14 protein-coding genes and 1 pseudogene are annotated in these 22,434 nt (G+C 31.1%); 12 read left to right on the forward strand and 3 right to left on the reverse strand.

The features are described from left to right. Positions 1-2: 2 nt before the first annotated feature. A complete protein-coding gene (locus D4Z93_RS02485; RefSeq protein WP_119970174.1) occupies positions 3-395 on the reverse strand; it encodes a carbonic anhydrase in 393 nt (130 codons plus the stop codon). Between the two features lie 189 nt (positions 396-584). On the opposite strand from D4Z93_RS02485, the gene D4Z93_RS02490 reads away from it, so the two are divergent. From D4Z93_RS02490 to D4Z93_RS02515, 6 genes and pseudogenes are all read left to right on the forward strand, one after another. Next, positions 585-1,667, forward strand: coding sequence for an Ldh family oxidoreductase (locus D4Z93_RS02490; protein WP_119970175.1), 1,083 nt, complete (start codon positions 585-587; stop codon positions 1,665-1,667). Positions 1,668-1,888: 221 nt separating this feature from the next. Beyond that, a pseudogene (locus D4Z93_RS02495) lies at positions 1,889-3,744 on the forward strand (APC family permease). Between the two features lie 149 nt (positions 3,745-3,893). After that, complete coding sequence (gene tsaD / locus D4Z93_RS02500) at positions 3,894-4,919, forward strand: tRNA (adenosine(37)-N6)-threonylcarbamoyltransferase complex transferase subunit TsaD (RefSeq protein WP_119970176.1); 1,026 nt, start codon at positions 3,894-3,896, stop codon at positions 4,917-4,919. A 368-nt stretch (positions 4,920-5,287) separates the two neighbouring features. Further along, positions 5,288-8,725 carry a pyruvate carboxylase gene (locus tag D4Z93_RS02505; protein WP_119974199.1) on the forward strand — a complete coding sequence of 1,146 codons (3,438 nt, stop codon included), beginning with the start codon at positions 5,288-5,290 and terminating at the stop codon, positions 8,723-8,725. A 147-nt stretch (positions 8,726-8,872) separates the two neighbouring features. After that, complete coding sequence (locus tag D4Z93_RS02510) at positions 8,873-9,982, forward strand: M20 family metallopeptidase (RefSeq protein ID WP_119970177.1); 1,110 nt, start codon at positions 8,873-8,875, stop codon at positions 9,980-9,982. A gap of 165 nt (positions 9,983-10,147) precedes the next feature. Continuing rightward, positions 10,148-13,075 carry an insulinase family protein gene (locus D4Z93_RS02515; protein ID WP_119970178.1) on the forward strand — a complete coding sequence of 976 codons (2,928 nt, stop codon included), beginning with the start codon at positions 10,148-10,150 and terminating at the stop codon, positions 13,073-13,075. Between the two features lie 193 nt (positions 13,076-13,268). Here D4Z93_RS02515 and D4Z93_RS02520 read toward each other — a convergent pair whose 3' ends face one another. After that, the gene (locus D4Z93_RS02520; protein WP_119970179.1) at positions 13,269-15,059 is read right to left on the reverse strand and encodes a carbon starvation CstA family protein; all 1,791 of its coding nucleotides are present in this window, start codon (positions 15,057-15,059) and stop codon (positions 13,269-13,271) included. 321 nt (positions 15,060-15,380) lie between these two features. Between D4Z93_RS02520 and D4Z93_RS02525 the strand changes: the two genes are divergently transcribed. The 4 genes from D4Z93_RS02525 (at position 15,381) to D4Z93_RS02540 (ending at position 18,572) form a co-directional block, all read left to right on the forward strand. Then, entirely contained in the window at positions 15,381-17,024 is a 1,644-nt protein-coding gene (locus tag D4Z93_RS02525; RefSeq protein ID WP_119970180.1) for a LytS/YhcK type 5TM receptor domain-containing protein, read from the forward strand. Further along, a complete protein-coding gene (locus D4Z93_RS02530; RefSeq protein WP_119970181.1) occupies positions 17,024-17,791 on the forward strand; it encodes a LytR/AlgR family response regulator transcription factor in 768 nt (255 codons plus the stop codon). Before D4Z93_RS02525 ends, D4Z93_RS02530 begins: the two co-directional genes overlap by 1 nt. Before the next feature lie 62 nt (positions 17,792-17,853). Next, positions 17,854-18,255 (forward strand): bacteriohemerythrin, encoded by a 402-nt coding sequence (locus D4Z93_RS02535; protein ID WP_119970182.1) that lies wholly within the window; start codon positions 17,854-17,856, stop codon positions 18,253-18,255. 26 nt (positions 18,256-18,281) lie between these two features. Further along, complete coding sequence (locus D4Z93_RS02540) at positions 18,282-18,572, forward strand: thiamine-binding protein (RefSeq protein ID WP_119970183.1); 291 nt, start codon at positions 18,282-18,284, stop codon at positions 18,570-18,572. A gap of 22 nt (positions 18,573-18,594) precedes the next feature. Here D4Z93_RS02540 and D4Z93_RS02545 read toward each other — a convergent pair whose 3' ends face one another. Continuing rightward, entirely contained in the window at positions 18,595-20,508 is a 1,914-nt protein-coding gene (locus tag D4Z93_RS02545; RefSeq protein ID WP_119970184.1) for an ABC-F family ATP-binding cassette domain-containing protein, read from the reverse strand. A gap of 326 nt (positions 20,509-20,834) precedes the next feature. Here D4Z93_RS02545 and D4Z93_RS02550 point away from each other — a divergent pair, with 326 nt between their 5' ends. Then, positions 20,835-21,467, forward strand: a complete 633-nt coding sequence (locus tag D4Z93_RS02550) for a redox-sensing transcriptional repressor Rex (protein ID WP_119970185.1) — start codon at positions 20,835-20,837, stop codon at positions 21,465-21,467. A 186-nt stretch (positions 21,468-21,653) separates the two neighbouring features. Beyond that, positions 21,654-22,433: a short-chain-enoyl-CoA hydratase gene (locus D4Z93_RS02555; protein WP_119970186.1), complete on the forward strand. Its 780-nt coding sequence runs from the start codon at positions 21,654-21,656 to the stop codon at positions 22,431-22,433. The last annotated feature ends 1 nt before the right edge of the window (position 22,434 follow it).

Genomic DNA, 22,434 nt, shown 5'->3' on the forward strand with positions numbered 1-22,434 from the left:
GATTATAGAGTAGAATCTTCACAGCATACTTCAACTTCAAAATTTTCATCTATCCAAAGACCTATAATCTTAACATCATCATGAAGTTTCTTTAATATTTTTACTGATGCCTTAATGTGTTTTATATGTTCGGATTTATTTGCATCGTTTGCAGCACAATCATAGTGACCTGCAATAAATATGATGTCTGAGTTGTGCTTTTTTAGAGATATAAATAGTTTATTCTCTATGGATTTTAAAAAATCTTTATTTTTGAGATATATGAGTTTGTCTATTCCAGGTTCAGATATTATGTCTACGTATTCTACATTAAAATTATTTCTTATCCAATTTATTGCTGGAAGTTGAGTTCTTCCATCCATGCAGTTTAGCAATGTTCCGAAATTCTTATTCATAATATAATTTAACCCTCCTATAAAATTTGAGTTAATTATATCATTTTCCTATCCAGTTGAAAATTCTTCTCTTTTCTTGACATTCTTTAGAGCATATATTAATATTTTATCAATATGAATGACTTATAGGGTTTATAAGTTAAGATTTCATCCATAAATCCTATAATGCTTGTTATTGGGGGAATAAATATGAGTTATAAAAAATGCGATTATAAAAATTTAAAGGAACTTTGTAATAATGTGTTTGAAAGGTTTGGCTATAATAAAGAAGATAGTAATATTATAACAGATGTTCTTCTTATGGCCGATTTATATGGTATAGAATCCCATGGAATTCAGAGACTTGTATTGTATTATAACGGAATAAAGAATGGGAGAATAAAAGTAAATTCAAAAATGAAAGTTATAAAAGAAACACCATTATCAGTTCTTGTGGATGGTAATAAGGAAATGGGTCAGCTGGTAAGTAAAAATAGTATGGATATTGCTATTAATAAAGCTAAAATATCCGGGTTTGGAATGGCTGTTGTTAAAAATTCCAATCACTTTGGGATATCAGGATATTATGCAAAAATGGCAGCTGATCAGGGATTTATAGGAATTTCAATGACAAATACTCAGGCAGTTGTGCTTCCTACTTATAGTAAGAGAAGAATGCTTGGAACAAATCCTATAGCCATATCAATGCCGGCTAAACCCATCCCATTTCTTTTAGATATGTCTACAAGTGTTGTTACAAGAGGAAAGATGGAAGTGTATAGTAAGAATAATGAACCTATTCCAGAAGGATGGGCATTGGATGAAGAAGGTAAAATTATCACAGATTCTAAGAAAATTATTGAAATAACAGATAGAGAAGGATTGGGTGGTATACTCCCGCTTGGTGGCCATTCTGAAAAATTTGGAGGACATAAAGGATATGGACTTGGACTCGCCGTTGAGATGTTTACGTCAATTTTGTCTGGTGGATTTACAAGTGATAATGTGAGGTTTTCTAAGGGTGTTGATGGAGTAAGCCATACATTTATAGCGATAGATTATGGAATGTTTGGTGATAAAAATGAAATTGAGAAAAGAATGTCAGATTATATGCAGAAATTGAGGGATTCTGAGAAGGTTCAAGGAGCTTCAAGAATATATACTCATGGAGAAAAGGAGATAGAAGCATATAATGACAGAATTAAAAATGGTATTCCAGTAAATCAAAATACGATAAAAGAGATAGAGGATATATGTGATTATTTAAAGCTAGATATAGCAAGGTATAAATAGGTGTTTGCCTATTTATACTTAAAATTTTTGAAGGTACAATGAATATGGCAGAAAAAAGTATAAATAATAGGAAATAATATATAGAAACAAGTAGTGTAATCGTATTCATTGAAAAGGCTGTTTGTTTATCCTAATATATATGACAATTACAGTATTGCAGTGGTTAATAGTATTGCTATACAATGTTTTGCATAATATGATGTAGATGCGGGGGGTAAACAATGCTTAAAAAATTTTTAGATGTTTTATTGGGTGAACCTTTAGCAAATGAACAGGGAAGCAGTGAAAAATATAATGTTCCTTTTGGACTTGCAATAATGGCAAGTGATGCCATATCGTCTGTTGCATATGGTGCCCAGGAAATTCTTTTTGTTTTAATAGTTTTAGGAGCATCGGCTTACAAGTGGCTTACATTAACTTCATTTATGATTATAGGATTACTTGTGATACTTACTATTTCTTATGTTCAGATTATAAGGGCATATCCACAGGGTGGAGGATCATATAAGGTTGCAAAAGAAAATATAGGAGACAAAGCGGGACTTTCTGCTGGTTCAGGACTAATAATAAGTTATATACTTACGGTTGCAGTTAGTGCCAGTGCCGGTGCAGATGCCATTGTTTCGGCATTTAATGGATTGACTCAATATAGGGTGATATTTGTTGTATCAATAATTATTGTCTTAATGATTTTAAACTTAAGGGGATACGTGATTCATCTAAGATATTTGCGATACCTACTTATATATTCATTTTTAGTATGCTTTTTATGATTCTGTATGGATTGTTTAAATATTTTATACTTAATATTCACCCGCAGCCAATTTATGCTGTGCCGGAGGCCACAGAGGATTTGTCGATATTTCTTATTTTAAAGGCATTTTCTTCTGGATGTTCGGCTTTGACAGGAGTTGAAGCAGTAAGTAATTCTGTGCCGAATTTTAAAGAACCCGGTCAGAGAAATGCGAAAACTGTAATGATACTTTTGGCAATATTAATACTTTGTATATTCGGAGGTACATCTGTACTTGCAATATTTTACACAGCTGTACCAATAACAAATGGACCTACAGTTATATCACAGATAGCATCAGCCATTTTTGGAAGTGGAGTGATGTATTATGTAATTCAATTCAGTACTGCGGTGATACTTTTAATGGCATGCAATACAGCATATACCGGATTTCCTATGCTTATGTATATAATGGGAAAGGACGGATTTGCACCGAGACAATTTACAATAAGGGGGAAAAGGCTGAGCTTTTCATTTGGAATTGGAGCACTATCGTTGATAGCATGTCTTTTGGTTATCATATTTAAGGCAGATACGCACAGACTTATTCCATTATATGCAGTAGGTGTATTTATATCATTTACACTGGGGCAGTTTGGAATGGTAAATCACTGGAGAAGGGTTAAAGATAAAGGCTGGAGGAAAAGAGCTGTTATTAATGGCTTTGGCGCATTTGTCACACTCTTTACGACTGTGATAATTTTAGTTGAAAAGTTTAGTGACGGAGCATTTATAGTTGCAATACTTATACCTATGATAATTTATCTTCAGTTAAAGATTAAATCTCATTATAGTAAGGTTGCAGAAGGACTCAGTGTCAGCAATATAAAATTAGAAAAAGTCAACTTTAAGATTAAATACACACACATTGTGATAGTTCCAATAGCGAGTTTAACCAAAGCGACAATAGGAGCGCTCCAATACGCACAAAGCATAAGTGATAATGTAATTGCACTCAATATTTCGACAGATAAAGAAGCAATGGAAAAGTTGAAGAAGAGATGGAGTAAACTTGATACAGATATATTGCTTGTAAGTAAGTATTCGCCATACAGGATGGTTCTTAATCCGCTTATAAAGTATATAGAGCTTATTGCAAGTGCAGCTGGTGAAGATGAAAAAGTAACGGTTGTAGTTCCACAATTTATAACACACGGACGTTTTGGTGATATTTTGCACAATCACACAGGATTTTTTATTAGGGAAACTTTATTAAAAGATGATAATATAGTTGTATCTACATTTCCGTATGAGTTATTAGATAAAGATGATAATGAAGTATAGATTTTTGTATCAAAAATTGATTTACCCTCCGGGATTTGTTACTGAAATTCAGTACAATAAACCCGGAGGGTAAATTAACTTAATTGCCAGCGTGATTGATGTTAGTGTATAATTATTGTGGTATTTGACTAAAAAGTGAGGTAAGAATTATGAATGAAAATATAAAAATACTTGCTATAGAGAGTAGTTGTGACGAAACATCTGCAGCTATCGTAATTAATGGAAGAAAAGTACTGTCAAATGTAATTTCATCTCAAATAGATATACACACAAAATTTGGAGGAGTTGTACCTGAAATAGCATCAAGAAAGCATATAGAAGTTATAGCATTGGTTGTTCAACAAGCACTTGAAGAAGCTCAAGTTGAACTTAAAGACGTGGATGCAATTGGTGTAACATATGGTCCCGGACTTGTTGGGGCTCTCCTTGTTGGAATGCAGTATGCTAAATCACTAGCCTATGCGATAAAGAAACCGTTGATAGGTGTAAATCACATAGAAGGTCATATAAGTGCGAATTTCATACAGTATAGTGATTTGAAGCCTCCATTTATGTGCCTTGTTGTATCTGGAGGACATACATTTATTGTATATATGAAGGATTATGGAGAATTTGAAATGCTTGGTCAAACAAGAGATGATGCAGCTGGTGAAGCATATGACAAAGTTGCAAGAGCAATTGGACTTGGATACCCAGGTGGACCTAAGATAGATAAAATTTCTAAAGATGGAGATGAGAATGCTATAAAATTCCCAAGGGCCAACTTTCATGAGAATGATTCCCTTGATTTTTCATTTAGCGGTGTTAAATCTGCGGTTTTAAATTACCTGAATAAAAAACAGATGAAGGGCGAGAAAGTAAATACAGCTGATGTAGCCGCATCATTTCAAAAAGCTGTAGTTGGTTTTCTGGTAGATAATGCAATTAAAGCTTGTAAACTAAAGAAGGTAAATAAAATAGCTGTCGCTGGTGGTGTTGCTGCAAATACATATTTAAGAAAAACTCTTATAAAGGAAGGAGCGCTAAATAACATAAATGTTCTGGTTCCAGAAACTGTATTATGTACTGATAATGCTGCAATGATAGGCAGTGCAGCATATTTTGAGTATAAAAAAGGCAATTTATCGGATTTAAGATTAAATGCAGTTCCAAACTTGAAACTTGGTCAAAGATAATAAAATGTATGCAATAAGTAAACCAAGGATGTAAAAAGTATATAATATATAAATATATAAATAGCATATACTATATAGCATATAAATATATTATAGTATATGCTATTTACATATTTACATTATATTTTTTAGAATATATAGGTTGATAATAGTATAATTTATGTTAAAATAATATTATATATTTCCAAAGTGGTATGTTAATTAAATGACAAGGTTTTTTTGAGAAATTATTAAAAATGCAAGTTAAAAAAAACAACAATTGCAATTGAAATAATTTTGATACTTATATATAATAATATTATCGTTATTTTAATTAATAAATATTCGCTATATACAATATTATACAATCTAAGAAGGGGTTGGTGGACTTGGTTAAAAAATTTAAGAGAGTTCTTGTTGCAAACAGAGGAGAAATTGCCATAAGAATTTTCAGGGCTTGTAATGAATTGGGAATAAGAACGGTGGCTATATATTCAGATGAAGATAAACGCTCATTGTTCAGAACAAAAGCTGATGAAGCATATTTGATAGGTAAAAATAAAGGTCCTGTTGAGGCTTATTTAAATATTGACGAAATAATAAGCCTTGCACTTAAAAAAGGTGTTGATGCTATACATCCTGGATATGGATTTTTATCCGAAAATGCTGAGTTTGCAAAGAAATGTCAGGAAGCTGGTATTGAATTTATAGGACCTACAGATGAAATGATGAATAAGATGGGAGATAAAATTCAATCCAAGATTATGGCTGAAAAGGCTGGAGTAAAAACTATTCCTGGAGTACAAGAAACTATAAAAACTGATGAGGAAGCCTTAAAATTTGCAAGAATATGTGGATATCCAGTTATGCTAAAAGCTGCAGCAGGCGGCGGCGGCAGGGGAATGAGAATTGTGTATGAGGAAAAAGATCTTATTCAAGCATATAGAAGTGCTAAAAATGAAGCTAAAAAAGCTTTTGGCATAGATGATATGTTTATTGAAAAGTATCTTGAAAGCCCTAAACATATAGAGGTACAAGTATTAGGGGATAAGTATGATAATATAGTGCATCTATTTGAAAGAGATTGTTCAATACAAAGAAGACATCAAAAAGTTATAGAATTTACACCTGCAGTAGCAATTCCAGAGGAAATAAGAAAAGATATATGTGAGGATGCACTTAAAATAGCTAAATCTGTAAACTACAGAAGTGCTGGTACATTAGAATTTTTGGTTGACAAAAATTTAAATCATTACTTTATAGAAATGAATCCAAGAATTCAAGTTGAACATACTGTAACTGAAATGGTTACCGGTATAGATATTGTACAAAGCCAGATACTTATAGCTGAAGGGTATAGTTTAGATTCTAAAGAAGTTGGAATACGCTCACAGGAAGATATAAAACCTAGAGGATACGCAATACAATGCAGAATAACAACAGAAGATCCAATGAATAATTTTGCACCTGACAATGGGAAGATAGATGTATATAGAACTGGGTCAGGGTTTGGAATAAGACTTGATGGCGGAAATGGATTTACAGGTGCAGTTATAAGTCCTTACTATGATAGTCTGCTTGTTAAGACAATAGCTTGGTCAAGAACATTTAAAGATGCAATAAGAAAGTCAATTCGTTCAGTAAAAGAAACTACAGTTTCAGGAGTAAAAACAAATGTTGATTTCCTGATAAATGTTTTAAATCATAAAGACTTTGCAGAAGGAAAGTGTGATACTAATTTTATAGCTAATAACCCAGAATTATTTGAAATATCACCAAAAGCAGATGAAGAACTTAGAATATTAAAATATGTAGGAGATATAGTTGTAAATAAAACAAAAGGCGAAAAAGATGATTATGATGTTCCTGTAGTTCCTAAATTTGAACCTACTGAATCATTGTATGGTACAAAACAAATATTGGATGAAAAAGGTCCTCAAGGATTGGTTGATTGGATAAAATCTCAGAATAAATTGCTTATAACAGATACTACAATGAGAGATGCACATCAATCCCTTATGGCAACAAGAATGAGAACAATTGATATGCTTAAAGCTTCTCAAGCTCAATCAGTCCTTGGAAAGGATATATTCTCACTTGAGGTTTGGGGTGGAGCGACATTTGATGTTGCATATAGATTTTTAAAGGAATCTCCTTGGGAGAGACTTGAAGAACTTAGAAAGAGAATACCTAATGTATTATTTCAGATGCTTTTAAGAGGAGCAAATGCTGTTGGATATAAAAATTATCCTGATAATGTAATAAGAAAGTTTATACAGCAGTCAGCAAAATCTGGAGTAGATGTTTTTAGAATATTTGATTCATTAAACTGGTTGAAAGGCATGGAAGTTGCAACTGATGAAGTATTAAATCAGGGTAAAATTGCTGAAACTTGTATGTGTTATACAGGTGATATACTTGATGAAAGTAGAGATAAATACAGCCTTAAATATTATGTAGATCTTGCTAAGAAAATAGAAAAGACGGGAGCTCATATACTTGGAATAAAGGATATGTCGGCTTTACTTAAGCCATATGCAGCATTAAAACTTATAAGGGCATTAAAACAGGAAATATCCATACCTATACATCTTCATACACATGATACTACAGGAAATGGAGTAGCAACAGTATTAATGGCAGCTCATGGAGGTTTGGATATAGTTGATACAGCACTTAGCAGTATGTCTGGACTTACAAGTCAGCCTTCTTTAAACTCTGTAGTTGCAGCATTAAAGAATACTGAAAGAGATACAGGCATTGATTTAGACGATATGCAGGCACTATCAGATTACTGGAGTGCAGTAAGACCTGTATATAAGGAGTTTGAATCAGGTTTGAAAACTGGAACTGCTGAGATATACAAATACGAAATTCCTGGAGGACAATATTCGAATTTAAAACCTCAGGTTGAAAGTTTTGGTTTAGGGCACAGATTTGAAGATGTGAAGGATATGTATAGAAAAGTAAATTATATGGTAGGAGATATAGTAAAAGTTACACCATCATCAAAAATGGTTGGTGATTTAGCAATATTTATGATTAAAAATGACTTGACTCCTGAAAATATATATGAAAAAGCTAAGAATATGCCTTTCCCTGATTCTGTGGTAACTTTCTTCAAAGGTATGATGGGACAACCGATGGGCGGATTTCCAGAAAAACTTCAAAAATTGGTGTTGAAAGATGAAAAACCTATTACGTGTAGACCGGGAGAACTTCTTCCAGATGATGATTTTGGAAAAATAAAAAAACATTTGGACGAAAAATTCAAGATGGATGCGAGTGATCAAGATGTTATAAGCTACTCTTTATATCCAGATGTATTTGAAGGATTTTTAAAATACGTTAAAGAGTATGGAGATTTAAGTCATATGGGAAGTGATGTATTTTTCCATGGACTTAAAGAAGGAGAAACTTGTGAGGTTGAAATTGCTGAAGGAAAAACACTTATTGTTCAACTTCTTCAAATAGGGAAGTTAGATGCTCAAGGATATAGGACTTTAGTCTTTGAAGTGAATGGCAATAGAAGAGAGATAAAAATAAAAGATAAAGTAAGTAGTGCAAAAATAGAGATCTCAGAAGCTAATGTTCAGTTTGCAGATCCGGATAATGAAAATGAAATAGGTGCAAGTATTCCAGGAACTGTATTGAAAACATTGGTTAATGAAGGAGCTAAGGTGGAGAAAGGACAAAGCCTGGTTGTAATAGAGGCTATGAAGATGGAAACAAATGTTACTGCACCTAAGAATGGTGTTATTGAAAAAGTGTTAGTAAAAGAAGGAAATCAGGTTAAGAGCGGAGAACTTCTCGTTAAGTTAAAATAAATTATAAATGATTGCTGTGTGAATTATTATATATCCACACAGCAATTTTTAGTTTAAAGTGAATATGTGTTGAATAAATACTATATTGGTGATAAAATATGAATAATTATTCAAAACAATGTTTTATTATGCAATGGGGGCTGTTTTATGAATTTGATAGAAGTAATAAAGGAAAATATGTCAGAGATAATAAGTGTAAGAAAAAGATTAAACGATAATGCCGAGTTATCATTTAAGGAGTATAAGACACACAATATAATAAATGATTTTTTAAATAGTATGGATATAAAAACATGTGATGTATTTAATACTGGCGTAGTAGGACTTCTAAATAGAGGGGATGAATGTACTGCCATAAGAGCTGATATGGATGCTCTTCCTGTCAATGGAGTATCACATGCATGTGGACATGATTACCATATGGCGGTTGTACTCGGGTGCGCACTAATATTAAAAAAGATTGGATTCAAGAAATGTATAAAATTTATTTTTCAACCAGCAGAAGAGGACAGCGGTGGAGCACTTCCAATGATAAGAGAGGGTGTTCTTAAAAATCCTAAAGTTACAAAAATAGTAGGATTTCATGTGTGGCCTGAGCTTAATGTGGGAAGTATAGAAGTAGCCTCGGGAGCATCTATGGCTTCTGTTGACGATTTTATAATGACATTTAGAGGTAAAGGTGGTCACGCTGCAATGCCGTATCTTTGTAATAATACGATTTATCCTGCTATGGACTTTATTCAAACGTCGAATGAAAAGTTTCACTTGAGAAATAATCCATTGAATCCTTTTGTAGCTACATTTGCTTCCATTAATTCTGGAAATGCACCAAATGTAATAAGTGATGAAACGAAAGTTATGGGAACGGTAAGAACTTTTGATAATAATCTTAGAAAGGTTTTAGAAGATGAAATAGAAAGTACAGCAAAAATCTGTGCGGAAAATTTTAAATGTAAGCTTGATATTGAATATGAATATGGATATCCTCCTTTAATAAATAATGCTGAACTTACAGATAAATTTATAAAATTAACTAAAGGCATACTTGGAAGTGAAAATGTTTCTGGTCTTGAAAAGAGCTTCACGGCTGAGGACTTCGCTTTTTTTGCTGAAGAGTGTCCATCAGTACATTTTAGGCTTGGAATAAGCGATAAGATAAAGGGAATGAATGCACTTCATTCAAGTAACTTCGATGCATCTGATGAGGCCCTGTTCTATGGGGTATATGTTATAGTTAACTTTATATTGAATATGTAATTTTGTATATAGATTCGGATTATCGACCTTCAATTTGATCAGTTTTTATGTATTGTTTTATTTAATCGCTATTTTGTATATAATTATATATATAATTGTATGAAAATAGTGTATAAGTTAGTTAAAATTTGATAAAACTATAATAATTTGAAGGGAGATAAATACATGGAGTTACAGATAGGAAAAGAATATAGTGGTTTTAAACTTTTGGAAAGAAAGCAGATAGATGAGATAAATTCTTGTGGAATGATATTTGAGCATCAAAAAAGTGGAGCTAGATTATTTTACCTTGAAAATGATGATGACAATAAGGTTTTTGCAATAAGTTTTAGAACACCTCCGGAAGACAGCAAAGGAACACCACATATATTGGAACATTCTGTATTATGTGGATCCAGGAAGTTTCCTGTTAAGGAGCCATTTGTAGAACTTATAAAGGGATCTTTAAATACTTTTTTAAATGCTTTTACATTTCCAGATAAGACTATGTATCCTGTGGCAAGTACAAATGATAAGGATTTTTCAAATTTAATGGATGTATATCTAGATGCAGTTTTTTATCCAAACATATATAAAACTTCTCAGATCATGATGCAGGAGGGATGGCATTATGAGATTGAAGATAAGGATGCTCCTATAAATTATAAGGGGGTAGTTTATAACGAGATGAAAGGTGCTTTTTCATCTCCAGAATCTATTCTTTTTAGAAAAATATCAGAATCCCTTTTTCCTGATACACAATATGGACTTGAATCCGGTGGAGATCCATATGTAATACCGAGTTTAACGCAAGAACAGTTTGTAAATTTTCATAAAAAGTATTACCATCCTTCTAATAGTTATATATACTTATATGGCAAGATGGATATATTAGATAGGCTTAATTTTCTGAATGACAATTATCTTAGGAATTTTGACAGACAAAATATAGATTCTAAAATAGATATTCAACTTCCTTTTGATATTCAAAGGCAAATGGTTATTAAATATCCTATATTGGGTAATGAGAAAGAAGAAGATAAAACATTTTTAAGTATGAATTTTGTTATAGGAAAAGCAACTAATTCAGAAGAATATCTGGCATTTGATATACTTGAATTACTATTATTAGAAATGCCTTCGTCACCTTTAAAGAGAGCTATAATTGGTGCTAAAATTGGTAAGGATGTATTCGGCAGCTTTGAATCGAGTATGCTTCAAACTGTATTTTCTATAATTGTTAAGAATTCTAATAAGGATAAAGCGGAAGAGTTTAAAAAAGTTGTTGTAAACTGTTTAAGAAAATTAGTACATGACGGAATAGACAAAAAACTTATAGAGGCAGCTATAAATATAAAAGAATTTGGACTTAGAGAGGCTAATTATCAGGGATATCCAAAGGGATTAGTATATGGAATGAAATGTATGGATAGCTGGTTATATGATGAAAAACCGTGGATCCATCTTGCATATGATGCAAATATACAGAAAATAAAGTCTGCGTTAACCACATCATATTTTGAGAGCCTTATAGAAAAATATATATTAAATAACGATCATAGTTCAATACTTATAGTAGAGCCAGAAAAAGGATTACTTGAAAAGAATGAAAAGCAAGTAAGAGAAGAGCTTGAAAAATTTAAAAACAGTTTGTCTGAAAATCAATTAGAAGAACTTATAAGGAATACTCAGGAATTGAAAAAGAGACAGAGTACTCCCGATTCACCAAAGGATCTAGAAAAAATACCGCTTATTTCTATAGATGATATAGATCATAAAGCTAAGAAACTTGAGTTTGAAGAAGATGAAGAATGTGGTGTAAAAGTAATTTACCATCCTGTATTTACAAATAAAATTGTATATACAAATTTGTATTTTAATACATCTTCTGTAAAGCAGGAACTTATACCGTATTTATCTCTTCTTAATACTGTATTAGGGAGAATAAATACTGAAAATTATAATTATGAGGATTTATCAAAAGCTGTTGATATATACACTGGCGGCATAACATATTCGGTTGAAACATTTTCAAAAAATGATAGTGTAGATAAGTTTGAAGCTATGCTATCAATAAAAACAAAGGTTTTAATTGATAATTTGCCTAAATTAGTTGAACTTTTAGAAGAGATAATTAAGAGAAGTAAATTTGATGATAAAAATAGAATAAGAGAAATAATTGATGAAACAAAATCAAGAATGGAAATGATAATTTTTGATAGAGGACATATTGTAACGGCAAATCATTTACTATCATATTTTTCTAATGTAGGTAAATATCAAGATGTCGTAAATGGAATTGAATTTTATAACTTCATCGTTGATCTTGATAAAAACTTTGAACAAAAAGCTGAAGAGATAACTAATAATTTAAAGGAAGTAGCACATAGTGTATTTAACAAAAATAATTTGATTACAAATATAACGCTTGACAAAGAAAATTATGATAAAAATAGAAAGTTTTTAAACACATTATACGATAACCTCGATTCGGGTAAAGTTTGTCACAATAACTATAAGTTTGATTTGACTCCTCTAAATGAGGGAATAATGACATCTGGCAAGGTTCAGTATGTATCCAAAGCATATAATTTTATAGAGCTTGGATATAAATACAGCGGAAGTTTACAGGTGCTCAAAGCAATTGCAAATTATACGTATTTGTGGAATAAGGTAAGAGTACAGGGTGGTGCCTATGGGTGCTTCTCTTCATTCCAGAGAAATGGAAATATGTTTTTTACATCATATCGTGATCCGAATTTGAAAGATACTTTGAAGGTTTATGATGAAGCTGGAAAGTTCATAGAAAATTTTAATGCAGATGATAGAGAAATGAGGAAGTACATAATTGGAGCCATATCTGACTTAGATTACCCATTGACTCCTTCAGTGCAAGGTGAAAAAGTTTTTGAGAGATATATAAAAGGCATTAAATATGAAGATATACAAAGAGAAAGAGATGAAGTTCTAAATACAGATGTTAATGAAATTAAAAAATACAGCAGTTTAATAAATGATGTAATGAGTAAAAATTATATTTGTGTGCTTGGAAATGAAGAAAAGATAAAACAGGATAAAGACTTGTTTAATAGACTTACAAATGTATTCGATTAAGTAATGATAAAAAATGTGGATGGTTATAATAAACCATCTACATTTTTTATTATAATTATATGGTTTGTGATTCCAAGCTTAAGTTATACTTCAGTTGACATTTCCAAAATTCGTCACCTAAAAAGTTCCTGGTAAGTCTAAGTTCGTATTTATAAAAATCTAAAACCATATAAATTGAATGTTAAATTTAAGACTATAATGATTGATTTGGTATTTCAGTTTTATCTGAAAATTTACCCCAGTCTCTCTTCCAAGCTTTTACACTCTCGTACATTATAGATATAAGAATTAGTATGAGTATTATAGACATTATACATAATAATACCTTGTGTCCTGGTATATAATTTGTTGTGATATTTTCTATTGATGCAGTTAGGGTTACTACACTTATAAATATCATTGGAATAATGGTTATAGGTACATACTTTTGTTTTCCTTTCCTTATTAGTACAGTGGTACCTATTGCAAATGCCACAGCTGCAAGTGTTTGATTTGCAGTACCAAATAATGGCCAAATTGTTGATATATTTCCTGTATATAGAAGGTAACCCCAGGTAAATGACATAAGGCCACTAAAGAATATAATATTAAATTTTGAATTTTTATCAGCAAGTGGTTTGCAAACAGGGCCTATTAAATCTTGAAGCAGATATCTTCCGATTCTTGTACCGGAGTCTATAGTTGTTAATATGAATAATGCTTCAAACATTATGCAGAAATGATACCAATAGGCCATTAATCCTTCAAGTCCAGGAATCTTATAGAATACATAGGACATACCTACTGCAAGTGATACAGAACCACCAGGTCTTCCGGCTAGATTTTCACCAACCATATGTGATAGCATTGGAAGTTCATGAGGAACCATTCCAAGCTTTGCAAATACAGCAGGTGCTGAGTTTATAGCAAAATAATCAGCGGTTGGAAGGCAAGTTGCGGCTATTAATGCCATAAGAGCTATAAATGATTCTATAAGCATTGAACCAAAACCAATAGGAAGCACATCTTTCTCGTTTGCAATCAATTTTGGTGTAGTACCCGAACCTATAAGTGAATGGAAACCGGATAATGCACCACAGGCTATTGTAATAAACAGGAATGGAAATACTTTACCGTTTACTATTGGACCTCCACCGGATACAAATCGAGTTAAAGCCGGCATCTGTATAGTAGGTCTAACAAGTATTATACCAACAACAAGTAATGCTATAACACCAAGTTTCATGTATGTGCTCAAATAATCCCTGGGAAGTAATAAAAGCCATACAGGAAGTGCAGCAGCACAAAAACCATAGATTGCAAGTATCAACGACATTTGTTTTGTGTTGAATGTCAGGTATGGTGCAAGTACAGTACTCTGTATATAGGGTCCTAAAATAACGCCTACCAGTATGAGAACCATACCTATGATAGTTCCTTCTACAATTTTACCTGGTCTTATAAATTTTAAATATATTCCAATAAATATAGCGACAGGAATTGTGAAACCAACTGTAAATGTACCCCAGGGGCTATTATATAGTGAGTTTACAACAGGAAGTCCGAGACCTGCCATTGTTATTATGAGAATGAACAATATCGATATAGAGGTCAATATTCCCATTTTTTTACCGAGATTGGCCTTAGCAATTTCGGCAATTGATTTTCCATCATATCTGACAGATGCACAAAGTATAACCATATCGTGTACAGCACCGGCAAAAACACCGCCGATTAAAATCCAAAGAGTTCCAGGAAGATAACCATATTGGGCTGCAAGAACAGGTCCTATAAGTGGACCGGCACCAGCGATTGCTGCAAAATGATGCCCGAGTAATACCCACTTATTTGTAGGTACGTAGTCATGTCCATCTTCATAAATTTTTGATGGAACTTCCGTGGTATCCCTTAGAACTAATACTTTTGCTGCTATGAAAGCGCCATAAAGTCTATAACCTAAAACTAATACTAAAGCAGCAATGATGACTAAAACTATAGAGTTCATATAGATTCCCCCCTAATAAAATAATTATTTATGAATCTTATAGTTGTATAAAACGATTACATTTGTTATGTTAATACTTCAAATATGATTTATATATAGATACACGTTTAAAAGATAAAATTTAGGAATGAAGTGCAAAAATTAAAACCTGATTAGCAATACTCGTTATTTACAAAAAATATCTTATTTAAATATTTTTATTTTGTTATATAATATATATTAAAGCCGCTTGTGAAAAGAATATTTGCATTCAATTGTTTGTCGATTTCGTTGATTAATAATGTTTTATATTTAAAATATAATAGAAATAGGGGGGATAAATTGCTTTATATTCAATTATTAGAGCGAATGGCTCTAATAGCACTAGCTGCTTATATATATAATCAATCACATATCTTTAAGAATCTTATAAAAGATAGGCTTGAAATTTCGGATAAAATAATTATGGTGGTATTTTTTAGTCTTCTTGCAATAATTGGAACATATACAGGCGTGAGTTTAGAACCTTATGCTATCGCTAATACTAGACCAATTGGTGCAATTGTTGCAGGATATGTTGGAGGACCTATTATAGGAATAATAGTTGGAACTATTGCTGGTATACATAGATATTTCATGGGTGGTTTTACCGGACTGGCATGTGGAATAGCGACAATTGTTGAAGGAATAGTTGGAAGTTTAGCTAGAAAATACTCTAAGGAAGGTACTTTTAGTGTTAAAAGTGGTTTTATAGGGGCTGTGATAGCAGAATGTTTACAAATGATAATACTTTTAGTCGTTGCAAGACCACTTGTAGATACGATACGATTGGTAAAGATTATAGCGTTTCCTATGATAATTATAAATTCATTAGGTGTTGTTTTATTTATTAATATAATACAAAATGCTAGAAATGAATATGACAGAATTGGAGCTATACAGGCCCAAAAAGCACTTAACATTGCCAAAAGAACTATTGTTCATATGAGAAAAGGATTAAATATGGATACTGCTAAAGATGCAGCTGAAATTATATATGAGATATCAAATATAAATGGTGTATTTATTGCTGACAAGAGCAAGTTGTTAACATATTGTGGGCAAAAGCTGGATAAGGATAAACTAAGTAGCCTTTTAGATGATTATTATAAACATCCAAGTTATACTATATTAAAGCTTGAGTATAATAAAAAAATGTTGTACTTTGTTTGTGCACCTCTTTTTATTTCTGGTGTGAATTTTGGAGGAGTACTGGGGCTTGAGGTTAAATCGAAGGCAAATATAGATGTATATTTCTGGCAGTTCGTAAAAGAATTAAGTGATCTTTTATCGATGCAGATAGAATTGTATAATTTAAATAAATTGGCAGAGGAAGCATCAACTGCTGAATTTAGAGCCTTGCGCGCACAGATTCAACCTCATTTTTTATTTAATGCTTTAAATACTATAGCATCCTTTTGTAGAACTGATCCACTGGAAGCAAAAAGGCTTATTATAGATCTTTCAAACTATTTTAGACAGACTCTGAATCGAGAAGAAGATTTTGTACCATTGAGAGATGAAATTGATTTTATAAATTCATATTTATCCTTAGAAAAAGCCAGATTTGGAGAGAGACTCAAGTTAAGTATAGATATACCTGAAGATATGTTGGATTTAAAAATGCCAGTATTTATATTACAGCCAATTATAGAAAATTCAATTAAACATGGCATACTTCCAAAACCTATGGGAGGAAGCGTTACAGTTATGGCGCTTTATAATGAAGATCATGAAGTAGAGTTTTCAGTTGAAGATACTGGTGTAGGTATGAATAATGAAAGATTAAATCAAATTAAATGTAGCTCACCAGGCATAGGACTTAAAAATGTAAATGAAAGATTAAGGCTCTTATATGGGGAAAATAATATGCTTAAAATTGAAACTGTTTTAAATAAGGGTACTAAAGTTAGTTTTTTAATACCAAAAGGGGGTAAAATCAGTTAATGAATAAAATTAAGTGTATAATCGTAGAAGATGAAGTTCCTGCAGCACAAGAGTTAAAATATATAATATCTAGGTATGACTCTATTTATGTTTCGAATATAGCCTATGATGGTGAAACAGGGATGGATTTAATAAAAACGGAACTTCCAAATGTAGTGTTTTTGGATATAAATATGCCCGTTAAAAATGGTATGGAACTTGCCAGAGCAGTGAAGGAATATAATAAAGAAATAGATATAGTTTTTGTAACAGCGTATGAAAAACATGCAGTACAAGCATTTGAGGTAGGAGCTATGGATTATATTTTAAAGCCATTTGATGATATGAGAATATCAAAGACTATTGACAAGATAGTAGATAAGTGGCAAAAAATATCCGAACAAAGTGAACTCCCGAAGATGATTGATACATTGATTAATGAAATTGATAAAGAAAAAAATATGGTTAAAAGGATACCATGCGATAGAAATGGAAAAATAATACTTGTTGATGTTAGAAATATTTATTACTGTTATATAGAAAATGAAAAAACTTATGTTAGAACAAAAAGTAATAAATATTTTGTTGGATATACATTACATCAAATAGAAGAAAGAACTAATTTTTTTAGGGCTCATAGAAGTTATCTTGTGAATATGGATAATATAAGAGAATTATATTCATGGTTTAATGGCACTTATAAATTGGTCATGAATGATAGTGAAAAATCAGAAATACCTATTAGTAGAAATAATGTAAAAAGATTAAAACAAATACTCAAAATATAAGCAGATTTATTATTAAACTATTTTAAACAATTATATATTTATTAGTTTTTGGGAGGAACGTTATGCTAGGTTTATTCACAGATAGATTATTAATATGTGTAGATAAAATTGATGAACAGCATATTAAACTTTTTAATGCTATAGAGCAATTTCGAGAGGCGTGTAATGATAGGGATTGGGATGAAGTAATTAGGGTGTTTAATTTTCTAAAAGTATATTTTGAAAATCATTTCAAAGATGAAGAAGAATATATGGTTAAATACATGTATTCAGGATATGAGGAACATAAGGCAGAGCATAATCTTTTCTTAAGAAAAATATACGCATTTGATAGCGTGCTTAAGATGAATTATATTTCAATTACTAAAATAATGGAGATGAATGAATTTTTTACTGAAAATTTTGTAATGCATTTATCAGAAGTTGATAGTAAACTTGGGGTATTTTTAAATGATAAATTATAATTTTATTTATGGCAAGGAGTGATAAAATGTCAGCGATTAATGTCAGCTTGCAGGTGTTACCATCAGTTAAAGATAAGGATTTATATAAAGTTGTTGATAAGGTTATAGATTACATAAAGTCAACTGGTGTGAAATATGAAGTGGGTGCTATGGAAACAACAATGGAGGGTGAACTTGATGAATTACTTGATATCGTAAAAAAAGCCCAACAAATATGTGTGGAAAATGGTGCAGAAAGAGTAGCATCTATAGTTAAGATAGACTATAAGCCAGATGGTGTTACTATGAATGAAAAGATCGGGAAGTACAGAAAATAAATTAAATGTAGGGTTATAATCCCTACATTAATTTTTCCCATTTTTCATATAAACTATCTAGCTTAGATTGCTTTTCAATCAACATCTTGTTTATGGTTTCACTTTTTTGAGGATCTGAATAAATATCCTCCCTGCACAAATCATCTTGAAGCTTTAATATTAAATTTTCAATATTTGATATACTGTCTTCTAGATTTTGGATCTTTAATTTCTGTTCTTTTTCTAATTTCTTGATTTCCCTTTTTTTCTTCTTTTCATTGTTTATCTGAGTTTTAGTTTTCTCTGATAATTCGCTATTATCCTTTTTGAATCTTAATGGATTCTCCTTTTTTTCGATATAATAACTATAATTACCCAAATATTCGTTAGCACCATTTTCAGTAAGTTCGTATATCTTATTGATGACTTTGTTTAAAAAATATCTATCATGTGATATGACAAGTACAGTTCCATCATAATTGAATAAAGCATCTTCTAAAGCCTCTCTTGACATTATATCTAAATGATTTGTCGGTTCATCAAGTAAAAGAAAATTTGATTTTGAAAGCATTAATTTTAGTAGATTTATTCGACATTTTTCGCCTCCACTCAGATCCGACACTTTTTTTAATATGTCATCATTTTGGAATAGAAAAGCAGCAAGATAACTTCGTATTTCGGTTGTAGTTAATTCGGGAAAATCATCCCAAACCTCATCTAGCACAGTTTTGTTTAAATTAAGATTTGATTGTTCCTGATCATAGTATCCTATAAATACATTTTTACCAATAGAACAAGTTCCAGAATCTGCTTTTAGTTTATCCATTATTATTTTAAATAAAGTAGTTTTTCCTCGCCCATTTTCGCCTATGATAGCTGTTCTTTCTCCTCTTTTAATATCTAGATCTAAATTTTGAAATAAGACTTTGTTAAATTTTTTACTTAAGTTTTCGATATGCAGAACATCATTTCCACTTTTAATTTGTGTTTCAAATATTATATGATCAATTTTTTGTTCTTTGTCAGGTTGTTCTATTCTTTCAATTTTGTCTAATGCTTTCTGTCTGCTTTCAGCAGCTTTTATACTTTTTTCTCTGTTAAAAGATTTGAATCTTTTGATTATTTCCTCTTGCCTTTTGATCTCAGTTTGCTGTAGATTATAAGCTTTTAATTGTGTATCATAATTTTTTTTCTTTAAATCAATATATTGAGTATAATTACCATTATATGAATTTATATGACCATTTATTAATTCCAGTGTTTTAGAAGTTATAGCATCTAAGAAATATCTATCGTGGGATATTATTAAAACTGTGCCTTTGTACATTTTCAGGTAATCCTCGAGCCACTCTATAGCATCTAGATCAAGATGATTTGTAGGTTCATCTAATAATAAGATTTGTGGTTTCACTAGAAGCAGTTTACAAAGAGCAATTCTGGTTTTTTGACCACCACTTAATATACTTATATTTTTATCATAGTCATCCTGATTAAATCCAAGTCCGCTCAAAACTTTTCCTATTTCAGCTTTATATGTGTATCCACCTTTATTATTATATATTTCAGTATATGTAGTATAATCTTTAATTGCTTTGTCATATTGTTTCTTATTATTATCATTATATGGTTGATTCATTATATTTTCCAAAGTTGATAATTTTTTTTCCAATTTTAAAAGTTCTCTAAATACAGTAAGCATTTCATCATATATGCTATTAGAAGATTCCAAAGATAAATGTTGTGAAAGGTAACCTATTGATTTATTTTTGTCAATAAATAAATTACCAAGGTCTTCTTCTAACTGACCGGTTATAATCTTAAAAAGTGTTGATTTACCGGCTCCATTTGGACCTATTAAACCTACCTTTTCACCTTCATTTAAATTGAGATTTATATCGTTCAATATAATATCAGTTCCATAGCTTTTATGAATATTTTTACAGCTTAAGATAATCATGTTTTCACCTTCCTTAATTTGACCAATACTATTTTACTATGACAGCGAATTTTTTTGTAGTGCAATTTTTAGTATGAAAGAGAATATTTTAATATAGTATAACAATTTAAAGTAGAAAAAATTATTTTATATAATTTTTAATTACATAAAATATTTATAAATACATATTATTATATTATAAATTAAACATACTTTTGAATATATTTGATAAATATTGCATAGTTGTGATTAAAAAGGTATAATAAAAAATTGACGTATAATATTATTAAATGATAATGTGACTGAAGAATAAATATATAATAAATATATATAATAAGAGGTGCGGTATGGACAAGAAAAAAAATATATCAATGGCTGTTATAAAGAGATTACCTAAGTATCACAGGTATTTAACAGAATTATTGAAGAATGATGTTGATAGAATCTCTTCCAAGGAATTAAGTGAAAAAATAGGTTTCACGGCTTCTCAAATAAGACAGGACTTAAATTGTTTTGGAGACTTTGGACAACAAGGGTATGGTTATAATGTAAGTGAGTTATATAATCAGATACGGAATATATTAGGACTTACTAAGGCATATGGAACAATTATAGTAGGAGCTGGAAATATAGGTCAGGCTATAGCAAACTATATAAGATTTGACAAACTTGGATTTAAAATTCAATCATTATTTGATGCCAATCCAAGGTTATTTGGGCTAAGGTTAAGGGATATAGAAATAAGAGATGTGGATTTATTGCCGGAGTATTTAAAAGAAAACCACATAGACATTGGAATTATATGTGTTCCTAGAAATAGCGCCCAGAAGGTATGTGACGTTTTAGTTAAAAATGGAGTTAAAGGGATCTGGAATTTTGCTCCTGTAGATTTAGTTGCCCCGGATGATATAAAGATTGAAGATGTTCATCTAAGTGATAGTTTACTTACTTTAAGTTGCTTATTAAATGATATAGAATAATTGTCTGAATAGAAGGTAAAATTTATAAATATTTGACTATTTTATATTGAAATATTGTATGCTAAGGTTTATAATAATAATTGAGCTCACGTAGTTCAATTATTTTTTATATTATTTTGTTATATTATTAACAAAATGCGTTAATTATATAACATTGATTATTTCATTAATGAGGAGGAGCAAGCGATGGAATTTAAAAATCTTACCTTTGAAAAGGATGGGAAAATAGCTATAGTTACAATTAATAGGCCTAAAGCACTTAATGCTCTAAACACTGAAACTTTTGTAGAAATTGGTAATGTTGTTGATGAAATTTCTAAAGATAATGAAATACTGGTTGTAATAGTTACAGGAGCAGGTAGAGCTTTTATTGCAGGTGCCGATATAACTGAAATGAAAGACATGAATACAGAAGGCGGAAGAGGATTTGGAATGCTTGGGAATGAAGTCTTAAGAAAACTAGAAAATCTTGAGAAACCTGTAATAGCAGCAGTAAACGGTTTCGCACTTGGTGGCGGTTGTGAATTGTCAATGGCATGCGATATAAGAATAGCTTCAAGTAAAGCTAAATTTGGACAACCTGAGGTAGGTCTTGGAATAACACCAGGAGATGGTGGAACTCAAAGGCTTCCAAGGATAGTTGGAACAGGAATGGCAAAGGAACTTATATATACAGCTAAAATGATTGATGCAAAAGAGGCATACAGAATAGGTCTTGTAAACAAGGTTGTGGAACCAGATGATTTGATGAAGGAAGCAAAAGATCTTGCAAATTCTATAGCAGTTAATGCACCTATAGCAGTTAAAATGTGTAAGGCGGCAATAAACAAGGGAATGCAATGTGATATAGATACAGGTCTCTCATATGAATCAGCAGTATTTGGACTCTGTTTTGCAACAGAAGATCAAAAAGAAGGTATGACTGCATTTGTTGAAAAAAGGGACAAATCTTTTAAGAATAGATAGG

The organism is Clostridium fermenticellae (assembly GCF_003600355.1).
Classification (GTDB): domain Bacteria; phylum Bacillota; class Clostridia; order Clostridiales; family Clostridiaceae; genus Clostridium_AV; species Clostridium_AV fermenticellae.

What these genes read in the sequence shown, in the direction of transcription:
- D4Z93_RS02510 (WP_119970177.1), top strand. Translation starts at nt 8,873, where the DNA reads ATGAATTTGATAGAAGTAATAAAGGAAAATATGTCAGAGATAATAAGT.
- D4Z93_RS02540 (WP_119970183.1), top strand. Translation starts at nt 18,282, where the DNA reads ATGTCAGCGATTAATGTCAGCTTGCAGGTGTTACCATCAGTTAAAGAT.
- D4Z93_RS02530 (WP_119970181.1), top strand. Translation starts at nt 17,024, where the DNA reads ATGAATAAAATTAAGTGTATAATCGTAGAAGATGAAGTTCCTGCAGCA.
- D4Z93_RS02545 (WP_119970184.1), bottom strand. Translation starts at nt 20,508, where the DNA reads ATGATTATCTTAAGCTGTAAAAATATTCATAAAAGCTATGGAACTGAT.
- D4Z93_RS02535 (WP_119970182.1), top strand. Translation starts at nt 17,854, where the DNA reads ATGCTAGGTTTATTCACAGATAGATTATTAATATGTGTAGATAAAATT.
- D4Z93_RS02490 (WP_119970175.1), top strand. Translation starts at nt 585, where the DNA reads ATGAGTTATAAAAAATGCGATTATAAAAATTTAAAGGAACTTTGTAAT.
- tsaD (WP_119970176.1), top strand. Translation starts at nt 3,894, where the DNA reads ATGAATGAAAATATAAAAATACTTGCTATAGAGAGTAGTTGTGACGAA.
- D4Z93_RS02550 (WP_119970185.1), top strand. Translation starts at nt 20,835, where the DNA reads ATGGACAAGAAAAAAAATATATCAATGGCTGTTATAAAGAGATTACCT.
- D4Z93_RS02555 (WP_119970186.1), top strand. Translation starts at nt 21,654, where the DNA reads ATGGAATTTAAAAATCTTACCTTTGAAAAGGATGGGAAAATAGCTATA.
- D4Z93_RS02520 (WP_119970179.1), bottom strand. Translation starts at nt 15,059, where the DNA reads ATGAACTCTATAGTTTTAGTCATCATTGCTGCTTTAGTATTAGTTTTA.
- D4Z93_RS02485 (WP_119970174.1), bottom strand. Translation starts at nt 395, where the DNA reads ATGAATAAGAATTTCGGAACATTGCTAAACTGCATGGATGGAAGAACT.
- D4Z93_RS02515 (WP_119970178.1), top strand. Translation starts at nt 10,148, where the DNA reads ATGGAGTTACAGATAGGAAAAGAATATAGTGGTTTTAAACTTTTGGAA.